The following is a 10,474-nucleotide window of genomic DNA, read 5'->3' as shown; positions in this document are numbered from 1 at the left end:
CCTTGCGAACAAGATGGCGAGGATCGTCTGGGCCTTGATGGCCCATGGCGGCTCCTACAGAGCTCCGGCCACGGCGTGATCGCCACGGCCTGAGGCGTCAGGGAGGCAGGGAAGGTCAGTCGAGAGGTATGGCGCAACGGTCAGAAGACGGGGTCGGGAAAACCAGTGAATGGCCAAGCGCCTCGAGCGCGCCAAAGCGACTTGGACCCGATCCGCGCTCTCCATACAGGCCAGCAGCCGTGATGAAGGCTGCATCAACAGGCCGGACACACGGCAGCACCTGATCCTGCGCGCACAAATCTCTCCAACACCCCCTTGAATCCGATGGGGCGTCCACACACGGCCATTCAGGTCTTCGGTGGAGATACCGGTCAGTCGGGTCACTGCAGATGGCACCGGCTTACTAGCCTGGTGAAGCTGGCTGAACGTGTCGATCACGCCGTAGATGCGGCCGCTCGCGCCATACTCGAACTTGAGCATACCCAGCTCGATGACCTCGTCGTGTGCCGGATCGAGCCCGGTCGTCTCGACATCGACGATGAGGCCAGTGAAGGTTGGCTCGACGGGCTCTTCGGAGAGATCCGTCCAGGGTTCAAGATGCCGGAGCACTCGATAGCGCCCGGTAGCTTCCAGCTCGGCAGCGATTTCATTCAGAGACGGGTTCACGATCGTCAGGCCCTGTCTTTGGCGCTCCTTGGCGCATACCCGGCTGATCGGTGGGTGAAGGGAAAGGCTGGGTGCCGCCCAGCCCTACGGCTACCCGGAGCCGACATCTCAGCCATATTTATGGACTGTCAAACAGCTCAACGGCTGTGCCGCCTGACCTTGCCCCCCGTTCTGCCCTCAATCTGAAGCTAGAGTTCGTCGATCAGGAGACGGACGATGAAGAAGAGCCGGTTCAGCGAAGAGCAGATCATCGGCATCCTGAAGGAGCAGGCTGGGCTGCCGGTCACTGAGATCTGCCGCCGCCACGGCATCAGCGATGCGACGTTCTACACTTGGCGTTCGCGCTACGGCGGCATGGAGATCTCGGACGCGCGCCGCCCCAGAACCGTCGAGCCATCTTCCCGATGTGCTACGGCACCGAGCTGACCTCGCACGCCATCCTGCGCTGGCAGGAAGAGCGTGCAGTCGAGTGGCACTACATCGCCCCCGGCAAGCCGCAGCAGAACGGTTTTGTCGAAAGCCTGAACGGGCGCTTGCGCGACGAGTGCCTGAACGAGCATCTCTTCTGGAGCCTGCCGGCGGCCCGGACAATCATCGAGGCGTGGCGGGTCGACTACAACACCTGCCGCCCCCACACGAGCCTCGGTGGGCTCACCCCGAACGCGTTTGCAACCCGGTCCCAACAGGACCAGAACCAGAACGGACTCTGGTTATGAACGGGGGCAAACACGGGGCAAGGTCAATCGCCGAGATGGAGATCCGGGCCAACGAGCTGCGCGCGGACCTCGACTGTAAACGAGGCGAACGGCTCCAGGAGCGTAATCGAGCTGAGCGAATAGTCGGAGAGGTCGCCTCGTTGGCCGGCCAACTCGCTCGTGTGGCGGAGGAGGCCGGTGCACGAGAACGAGATCTCCAAGCGCAGATCATGGCTGTAGTGCGGTGAGGCCGTGCTTACCGCACCACGCCGTGAACTGCCGCCAGTCCGAGGCGTAGGCCTTGCGGGTTGCCGCGGCCCGGTCTCCCCTGGCCACAGTCCGGCCGCCCGGAGGACGTGCGCATCAAGGTTTATGAGCGGCTTGGAGGCGATACGACGGCGACCTCATCGGTCACCGCCATCTGGTACCTGCCCTTAGAGGTTGAACGTGCGCCGGAAGATCTCCATGAGCTGCGTGGCGCTGGCTCGGTCGAACTGCACCTGCTGACTGGGCGTGTCCGGGTTCTGACGCGTCGCCCGGCCGTAGGTGTTGAACTGAACGATCTTGTCGTTGTCCCAGTCGAAGGAAGCAAAACGGGCCCGTATGCCGTCGTGACGCTTCGGTTCCTTCAAGGACATCGGATCGAAACCGTCGATCATCGCCATCGTGACATCTCCATGTTGATCAAAGTGCAATGTCGTATTTCGGGTAAGCAGTAGGCTCCTCTACGTGCGCCGCTTGGGGTGAACGAAGTTCTTTTTGAAGCTTTCGTCTCTGTTCGCCAGATAAACGAAGCTCGCGACGTCTTTGTGTGTAACCTTCTGGTTGAGCTTGGCCGCCGCTCGCTCTGCGATGGCAGGGTACTTCCCGTCAGGATCATCCCAGATCAGCTCCAGGATCACCGCCCAGCGCCGGCTGGGCAGCTTCGAGAAGTCGGGCCGCTCCGGATCGGTCGCCGGGATCGGTCCCTGCTGGCTCGCACGGGCGTGTTCAGCGGTGGGTTCGGCGAGGCGCACGCCGACGATGAGATCGAAGATCGCATCCACGGCGCCGTGGATGGCGGTGCGGGCCCGGTCGTAGTCTGGAGAGGTCGGGTTCATGGCACCGTTCTAATCGAACCATCATTAAGTGCGGCATTATCTCGCCATTCTAATGGATAATCAACCTTGAACGGCGGCACGGAGGCGAAAAACTTTGGTATGGCCAAACCGGTTTGGACGGGCCTGACGCCGGCGCGAGGAAGCGGCGCCGTAAGGCCGGTCCGGCGCCGGCGCCGGCGGCGCCCTGGTCCCGGATACCGTTCAGTTATCCGGGGTCAGGAGCGGGTCCGTGCCCGGACTGGTGTCAGGCTCCTGGCGCCGGTGCCTCTCGCCTACCATCCAGCGCCGCTGGTGGATTGCGCAGCCTCGATCCACGAGCAGCATATCGTGTTTTGATAAGTTTGCAGACGACGCTTCTATAAGTACTCCGTTAGCAAAAAACGGAGGCTATCGATGGATCAATCCCGCAATCTTCTTCATACTGTGTCATTCAGACTGTCAACGACAGACTTTGCATCGCTTTCCAAGCTGTCACGGCTCAGGAACGCGCCTGTCTGTCGTCTGCTTCGGGAGCTTGTTCAGGCGGAGGTGTGCCGTGTCCGGTGATTTCCGCTCAACCCTCCTTCACGCACTGAGAATGTCCCTCGACATCTTCACAGAAGGATCATTGCTGTATAACAATACAAAGTCAGCAATCGCCAAGGTGGACAGGATTGCAGACGACAGTGGAACCGGTTTCGCTACCGAACGCTACAGGCGTGGTGTGATGACGATCCTGTCGGAGGCGTTTGACTGCCTCGCAGACGTGGACAACGTCGGGTTCAGGTGTGACGACCTAGACGAGGCAATACAAACACTCGCATCAGCGCCAACTGTTGCGTAAATATCATCGACAGTGGCGGGGCCGTCGTGTAGGGGGGCCCGTACTTGATCATGAATTGTCCGGATGATCGGCTTCTCGTGATCAGGTCTTGTTCTTGCCTCCCTATACAACTTCGCCCGACCGCACGACGGTCGAGAACTGCCCATACGCCACCAACGAGACTAGGGACCGCCCACTACTGATGGGCTACTCCATCGGCTCCGAGTTGATGGACATCGTTGGGCTCGCGCTCACCGACGACAAGCTCGTCAACACAGCTGCCGGCTCCATACTCGCCGACGCCTTGATCGCCTGCCGCGAAGGTCGGGCCTGTTCGGTCAGCCTCAACAAGAACTTTTACAACGGGCTCACCCGTTACAATGATGCCCTGCGCTATAGAGTGGTTCGTCCCACCCTGCTGCGCCTGGAGGGTTTGGGCCTCCTTGAGGTCGAGAAGGGCAAGACATGGGCCGAAGGTGGCAAGGGCAGGCAGACCCGGTTCTGGGCGGCTGCTCCACTTCTCGATCTGGCTCGGCGACACCCGCTGCTACAGCGCCGGAAGCCCAGGGAGGTCATCGTCCTCAAGGACGGCGACAAGAACCTCATTGAATATCGAGACACTGAGCAAACGGACCGGTGGCGCCGTGAGACACTGGCCCAGACGGAGGCGATTCAGTCGGTTGATGTGAGGGTCTCGGCGCCGGACGTTGTATGGGTCGACGCTGACTTCGTCATTATCCCCGATGCGGTGAAGCATGGCGACCGTAAGGGCGCTCCCGTCGTGATCCGCTCGGACGCCAGCGACCTCTATCGCTCGTTCAATAATTCGTCCTTTCGACATGGGGGCCGGTCTTACGGACATTGGGTGCAACGCCTAAACAAGGAGCGGCGGGCGCAGGTCACCATAGACGGTCGTCCCGTCGATCTGCTCGACTATGGGGCATCGCACATCGGCATCTTGTATGCCGCGGCCGGAGTCCCGCTCGACGGCGATCCCTACGACATCCCTGGGTTCGAGCGGGGCGATGTCAAACTCGGCTTGCTCATCGCCATCAACGCCGAAACTGACGTGGCAGCCAGGAAAGCCCTGGCCGCTAAGTTCACTGACGAAGCCCACCCCCGGAAAGACCATCTTGCGAAGGCGGCAAGCATCATCGAGGCCATCAAGGACCGACACTACCCCATCGCCGGTTCGTTCTGCTCCGGTGCTGGCATTGGTCTCCAGTTTGAAGAGGCGCAGGTGCTCGGGGACGTGATGAAGCTCGCTAGGAAGGAAGGGATTGTGTGCCTGCCTGTCCATGACGAGATCGTTGTCGCTGCAGGTCGTGATGCTTCCATCGTGCAAGACCTGATGGTTCAATCATGGGCTACACGATTCGGCACATTTCCTGTTGTATAGCAACGAGTTACAGCAATTAGGACTTACATATGGATATGATAGACCTCATTCTACCACCTGTCTTCCAATCTTACTTCTATGCATGCTTGTCTCAGTTGTCTATACCCAACACATGTTCTTCACTAACAACAAGGTTATTGCTTTCCATATATAAGATCAGACTGTATTATACCGTGTATGTATACCCTTATGATAAGTAACTGATCAATAGGAGTCTTCCATGTTCAGGTTCGTAGACGGTTTGTGGCGCCAGGATCCGAGGCTCCACAATCAGGTAGATGACGATGCGCCTCGTCCAGCCGAGCCATCGACGACAGGACGTATTGTCAACAGCAGTACCTCAGGCTTTACCCGTACTGATACACGTCCCTATACTCTACGGGATGCATTCGAGACATTTCGCTCGCCCACGAAGCTCAACTCACTGCCACGAGGGACGACCATGGGCGATGTCTTCGCTGCATGTGGAGTCGCGAAAGCTCAGCGGTAACCACCGATCACTCTTCCGCGAACATTTTTTTTTTGTCAGGTGTTCAACTTCCCGGCTCTTCGACAGGAGGTCAAGCCGGAAGGCCGGGTATGCGCCTACTTCAGGTTCGAGCCTCGGCTGATATGAGAGACCAAGGAACGCATCGGTGATCAGCCCCGCCTGGAAGGCCGCACCCACAACCCACAGCAGCAGGGCCTCGTAGCGACCTCACATCGCAGCGCTCTCTTTAAGGCGCCCGTGAGGACGTTGTCGAGTTCACATCCCGACGGGATTTTTTCACGACGTCGACACTCGGCGGCTCGGTTGAGCAGCGATGGTTGGCCGGGTAGCTGACAGCCCTCTCTCCGGCAGTGAAGACCGGAGAGCGGCCGCTCCGTACATACCTCGCCGATCATGTCCCCTTAACCCGTTTCCTTGATACCGAGACGGACGAAACGTAAGGTCCGGTTAAACTGGTTCTCAGCGGGATCGATGGACTCGTACCTTGAGATCGCTCAGCAGGTTCTGCGCGCCAGCCGTCGCCCCATGTCGGCGGCCGGCATTCTTGACTCCGCTTATGCTGCGGGGATCGTCCCGACGCGTCTATACGGTCGAACGCAGGTCAAGACTCTCCAGGCCCGCCTCAGCGAGGACGTGCTTTACAGCCCCCATTCCGCATTTTTTCGCACCGAGCCGGGCTACTTCTTTCTGAACGAGCTGGTCGCCGACCCAACGATACCCGTCAAGTTCAAAGAAAAGTTTGAGGCCCGTCGCCGTATCCGAGACCTGCATGTCGCGCCGTTTCTTGGTATTGACGAAACGTTCGTATCGACCTGCGGCGCAGATCTGATGCATAACTGGGTCGGCTTCGCCGGCGCTGCCGAGAAGTGCAATGCGATCCATTACCTTTCATCGAAGAAGGAGACGCGCGGAGCGTTGATCGTTTGGACGTTCTCCGTCGTGCGGCGTGGTTCCGAGGTCCTTTCCTATAGGACGGGAAGGTACCGCAACAATCGGGACACCTTTATGGACAAGAAAACAATCGGGTTCCCCGGTGTCCTTAGCTACTACGACCTGACCCTCTTTTCTGACGGCGACTATGGCGCGAGGGAAAATTCACTAAACGCCATTAAGTGGGACCTAGACATTTCTGCCATAGCAATGCACGGAGGAAGTCTTCCTGATCCGAAGCCCCTCGGATCGCTGAGGGTGCGCCAGGACGACAAACGGGACGTCCTGCTGATCGTCATGGACTGGAGCTGCCCCGCTTGGTTCGAGCCAACAACGCGGCGTCTCTCGTTGAATGATCCCCGTTGGCTCGACCTCAAGACACACAACAACTTCGACGACTTCGAGCCCTGGACTCGGGCCACGCTGGATGTCTTCTGCAAGGGCGGCGCGGCCTCGTAGTGCCCACGATATCGGACGGGCAGACGGCCCTTATCAGGTTCGAGATCGAGAGCGGCACGCCCACGCGGAAAAAGGGCGCGCTGCAGGATCTGACGCGGCTTTACCGGCAGAACCATCAACTCAACTCCGAGGCCCGGAATGCCTTCGAACGGCTCATCTGCGGCTCGCTGCTCAGGGAGCAGGACCGGAAGGTCGTCCGCTGGGGACTTAACGCACTTGCCCGCCTAGGGACGCGCGAAGGAAGTACGCCTTACGTCAGTTCGGCAATGCGTAAGTTTGAGGGGATTCCTGAGATAGTCGGAGCCGCTGTCGCCGCACTGTCACGCCTCTACGACGGGAAGCTCGACATGGTGCAGGATTTCCCGAGCGTCGATCCAGCGATCCGGGTGTTGGCGTCGATGCAGACGACCAGCCCGCACAAGATCGACATGACCGGGCTTAGCATCGATATCGACAGCTCGGATGCGGAGGTCCTGAAGCTGGCGCTCCTTACCGTCGGTCTCAATCGGGACATCCAAAATCTTCTGCACCCTCGTTACTCGAACGGCGAGATCATAAGACAGCTCTGCCAACACGACGACAATATCGTCAGGCAATACAGCGTCTGGTCGGTTATGGAGAACAGGCTTCTGACGCTTGATGATCTTGGCATCTCGTTCGACGCGATAGGGAAGCAGCCCGTCAACGTGCAAGCGAAGCTCTACCAGCTTGCCGCAGAACGTGTGCCCGATCTCAAATTTCGTACAAAGATCATTCACGAGGGGACCTACTCGGAGCATGTGGAAGCTAGGAACGGGCTCGCCAAGGGCATCGCAGGCAGCTTCTACGATGGGCTCCCGGATATCACTCTCGGTTGGTACGACCAGGAGGACGACGATGAAGTCAAGGCTCTGATTGCCGAGCACTTCGCGAGATTCTCCGAGGAATGCGGGCCTTATAGCGACAAGACCGTGGCCATCGTGGAGGCCAACTTCAAGCTCCTGGACCGTCTCATGGTGAAAGCAGAGGGCAAGGCGCTCTGGGGCAAGCTCCGGGCGCGGGATGTGCGAACTGGAATGAAGGACCTGTTTGGCACTGCGTCTGATCTGGAGACCATGTTCCGGCCGGCGGTAGATCTTTCGGCGAAGGCGGTGACGATGAAGGTGTTGTTCCTTGCAGCCAATCCCTTGAACGAGGGAGGACTAAAGACTGACCGCGAGGCGAACGACCTCAAGGCACAACTCGCTGCCGTGCGGGATGCGAAGACGAAGGTGGAAGTCGAGCACGCCTGGGCGGTGCGGGTTAACCAGATTCAGATGGAACTGTTGAATACTCAACCAGACATCCTCCACTTCAGTGGTCACGGAGGCGTCAACCTGCTCGTGTTTGAGGATGCGGAAGGTAATGCGGTTGACGTCTCAGGTGATGCAATCGCCCAACTCATCGGGCTGGTCGGTTCGGTGCGGTGCGTCGTGCTGAACTGCTGCTTCTCCGACTCGATCTCTAAAGAGGTATTACCGCATGTCGAAGCCGTAATCGGGTGCGACGAGTCAATTGATGATGACGCTGCTATCATGTTTACGCGAGCGTTCTACCGGGGGCTGTCGCACGGCGTGAGCTTCCAGCGGGCATTCAATCTCGCCCGGAACGAACTCGACCTGCACGGGAGACAGGACGAGTCCAAGAAGTACAAGCTTCTCTATGCGCCGCCACCAAGTGCGTAATCTCTCGCGTGCGTGGCGCTCGCCCTTCGAAGACCCTGAAGCTCTACACCAACCACTATGCTCTGGCGATGGGCTGATGCGCTCCACCGACCTGGAGCGTGGCTCGGGATACACCGTACGGATAGCCTGATTGTCCGGATCGACGGCAGCTTAGTGCTGCTTGGCCGCTGCAACAGCCGCGGATGCCTGCCCGTCCCGACTGCCTGAAGGTGGGACGCTTAGTACACCCAGAGTCTAGCTAGAACGACTACTGCCAGCGCCAGACCGGCACTGACTGTGAGTCGCTCTCGGCGCGTGCTGGCGCGTTTAGTGCCCGGCCATCGCTGACCAGGGTCGTTGTTCGATGAGCGCAATAATATCGTCAGCGCGCCAGACAGTTAGACGCGGACCGAGCTAATGGGGGGCGGAAATCTTCCATTTCGCACTCCTTTAAGGACGCAAGTCCGAGATATCGGAATATAAGCTAAGACCGCATTCAGTCGAAGAAGGCCTCTGGGCGGCAGAGCCTTCACGGACGAGTCGTGTCTCGCATTGCGTTTACTACATCCGGGCATTTACAACTCGCAGGATCAGCGCCGCCCTTGCCGTTCAACATGTTTTTCACATGCGAGACGGCCAAGATAAGGGCGTGTTCAGTTCCGCACATTCGTGCAGCACCGAACGAAGGACAGCCATTGCCTTTCAATCCTGATCCGGATCTTTGCGAGGCGTTCTTACTTCAGAAGACAGCCTAGCAGGCTAGTTAGGCTTACTCGCCAGCCCGCTGCTGCTCTTAGCCTTCGGCGAGCTGGCCATCCTCAGGAAATCCGGCTAAGCCCTTGGAAAGAAGGGAATTTTGTCCAGAAGCAAGCTGCCGATCATCGGGCGCCTTAGCCTGCTGGATATCTGGCTAACTTCGGCCTCTGAGCCGGATGTGCCTCCATGTCTGCCCTGCTGTCCGTTCGCCAAACAGAAGCTCTGTCAAACTTCGGCGAATTCTCTTTATGGCGAGGAAGGCGCTCTTGGAGTCGAGGTAGCTCAGATCGACCTTTCGGTATCTATCGTCGCCAGCTTCTCGGCGACTATCTCTGGTCTTAGGTGGGTGTACCGGAGCAACATCCTTGTATCTCGGTGGCCACTCATCAGCGCCACCTCGGGGATGCTCAAGCCGGCCTCAAACAGCCTGCTGACAGCCTCGTGGCGCAGATCGTGGAAACGGAGGCCCGGCAGCCCCGCTCGCTCCCGCAGCCGCTCCCAGGAGAGGCGCACGGCGTTACCGCTCACCGGAAACACCCGTGCGTCCGACCGAGGCAATGATTCGAGAACGGCGATGGCCCGAGACGTTAGGGCCACGGTCCGGGCATCACCGTTCTTCGTGATCGGAAGGTGCGCTGTACGTCTCTTGAGGTCGACGTCGGCCCAGAGGAGTGCGAGCAACTCGCCGCGCCGCATGCTGGTCTCGACGGCCAACTGCATCAGCGGCCCGAGATACCACGCGCGGTGGGATCGAATGGCCTCGTGGAGCTTCCGCTCATCGCCAACCTCTAGCCTGCGGTCCCGAGCCCTGGCTGGGCGGGGGAGGGTGATGCTCTGCACGGGGTTTGTCGGGAGCGGTACGCCCCACTCTCGCCGGGCGATCTCCAGGCAGTGCTGAAGGAGTGCCAGCTCACGTCGGACAGTGCCGGCCTGAACCTTCCTAAGCCGGTCGTCCCGGTAACTACATAGGGCCGAGGACGTCAGTTTGGCCAGTTGCAGGGTCGAGATGGCATGACAGCGAATCACGCGCAGCTTGTAGCGTTCCTGGCTAGCCCCTCGCTTGCTGACCGTAACCTTGGCCTCGTACCGGGCCAGCAGCTCGGTCAGGGTGATCCTCTGAAGGTCTCTGATGTTGGCTGGGAGTTCAGCTCGGTCGATGGATCGTTCCAGATCCCGGGCCCACACGGCCGCATCGGCCCTGGTCGCGAAACTTTTCGAGATCGGCGCTGAGCCCTGCCGGCGTACCTGCGCCTGCCAAGTCGAGCCCCGCTTACGGATCGTGGCCATTGCTCGTCCCCGTCATCCGGTGTGACACCAGCGTAACAGGTCGATCTTTGAGGCTATCGAGTGCGAGCCAAAGAAGGCTCTAAGCCATTCACCAAGCTCATGAAAAGCCTGGTGGAGCTGAGGGGATTCGAACCCCTGACCTCCGCAGTGCGATTGCGGCGCTCTCCCATCTGAGCTACAGCCCCGTCGAGGCGCCGGCCTTGTAGGC

The 10,474-nt window shown here is 59.5% G+C and carries 7 protein-coding genes, 1 tRNA gene and 1 pseudogene; 4 read left to right on the top strand and 5 right to left on the bottom strand.

Annotated features, from left to right (window positions below; all coding sequences use genetic code 11):
• Nucleotides 1–54: 54 nt before the first annotated feature.
• Nucleotides 55–666, bottom strand: a complete 612-nt coding sequence (locus H288_RS33660) for an exonuclease domain-containing protein (protein ID WP_081636605.1) — start codon at nt 664–666, stop codon at nt 55–57.
• 216 nt (nt 667–882) lie between these two features.
• Between H288_RS33660 and H288_RS34575 the strand changes: the two are divergent.
• Nucleotides 883–1,382 (top strand): annotated as a pseudogene (locus H288_RS34575) (integrase core domain-containing protein).
• Between the two features lie 413 nt (nt 1,383–1,795).
• Here H288_RS34575 and H288_RS0131090 read toward each other — a convergent pair.
• Together H288_RS0131090 and H288_RS0131085 are read right to left on the bottom strand one after the other, a co-directional pair.
• Entirely contained in the window at nt 1,796–2,026 is a 231-nt protein-coding gene (locus H288_RS0131090; RefSeq protein WP_020096459.1) for a hypothetical protein, read from the bottom strand.
• A 60-nt stretch (nt 2,027–2,086) separates the two neighbouring features.
• Nucleotides 2,087–2,461, bottom strand: a complete 375-nt coding sequence (locus H288_RS0131085; RefSeq protein WP_020096458.1) for a hypothetical protein — start codon at nt 2,459–2,461, stop codon at nt 2,087–2,089.
• 1,004 nt (nt 2,462–3,465) lie between these two features.
• Here H288_RS0131085 and H288_RS0131080 point away from each other — a divergent pair.
• From H288_RS0131080 to H288_RS33655, 3 genes are all read left to right on the top strand, one after another.
• Nucleotides 3,466–4,662 carry a hypothetical protein gene (locus tag H288_RS0131080; RefSeq protein WP_020096457.1) on the top strand — a complete coding sequence of 399 codons (1,197 nt, stop codon included), beginning with the start codon at nt 3,466–3,468 and terminating at the stop codon, nt 4,660–4,662.
• 961 nt (nt 4,663–5,623) lie between these two features.
• Nucleotides 5,624–6,541: an HTH domain-containing protein gene (locus H288_RS0131075; RefSeq protein WP_020096456.1), complete on the top strand. Its 918-nt coding sequence runs from the start codon at nt 5,624–5,626 to the stop codon at nt 6,539–6,541.
• Complete coding sequence (locus H288_RS33655) at nt 6,541–8,244, top strand: CHAT domain-containing protein (protein ID WP_020096455.1); 1,704 nt, start codon at nt 6,541–6,543, stop codon at nt 8,242–8,244. Before H288_RS0131075 ends, H288_RS33655 begins: the two co-directional genes overlap by 1 nt.
• 1,017 nt (nt 8,245–9,261) lie before the next feature.
• Here the strand turns inward: H288_RS33655 and H288_RS0131065 are convergent.
• Nucleotides 9,262–10,266 (bottom strand): site-specific integrase, encoded by a 1,005-nt coding sequence (locus tag H288_RS0131065; RefSeq protein WP_020096454.1) that lies wholly within the window; start codon nt 10,264–10,266, stop codon nt 9,262–9,264.
• A gap of 109 nt (nt 10,267–10,375) precedes the next feature.
• Nucleotides 10,376–10,451: transfer RNA gene (locus tag H288_RS0131060), tRNA-Ala, on the bottom strand.
• Nucleotides 10,452–10,474: the final 23 nt, after the last annotated feature.

It is taken from the genome of Methylobacterium sp. 285MFTsu5.1 (assembly GCF_000383455.1).
GTDB lineage: Bacteria > Pseudomonadota > Alphaproteobacteria > Rhizobiales > Beijerinckiaceae > Methylobacterium.
Note: the sequence above shows the minus strand (reverse complement) of the source record. Positions and strands in the feature narration are given on the sequence as shown.

What these genes read in the sequence shown, in the direction of transcription:
- H288_RS0131090 (WP_020096459.1), bottom strand. Translation starts at nt 2,026, where the DNA reads ATGGCGATGATCGACGGTTTCGATCCGATGTCCTTGAAGGAACCGAAG.
- H288_RS0131085 (WP_020096458.1), bottom strand. Translation starts at nt 2,461, where the DNA reads ATGAACCCGACCTCTCCAGACTACGACCGGGCCCGCACCGCCATCCAC.
- H288_RS0131080 (WP_020096457.1), top strand. Translation starts at nt 3,466, where the DNA reads ATGGGCTACTCCATCGGCTCCGAGTTGATGGACATCGTTGGGCTCGCG.
- H288_RS0131075 (WP_020096456.1), top strand. Translation starts at nt 5,624, where the DNA reads ATGGACTCGTACCTTGAGATCGCTCAGCAGGTTCTGCGCGCCAGCCGT.
- H288_RS0131065 (WP_020096454.1), bottom strand. Translation starts at nt 10,266, where the DNA reads ATGGCCACGATCCGTAAGCGGGGCTCGACTTGGCAGGCGCAGGTACGC.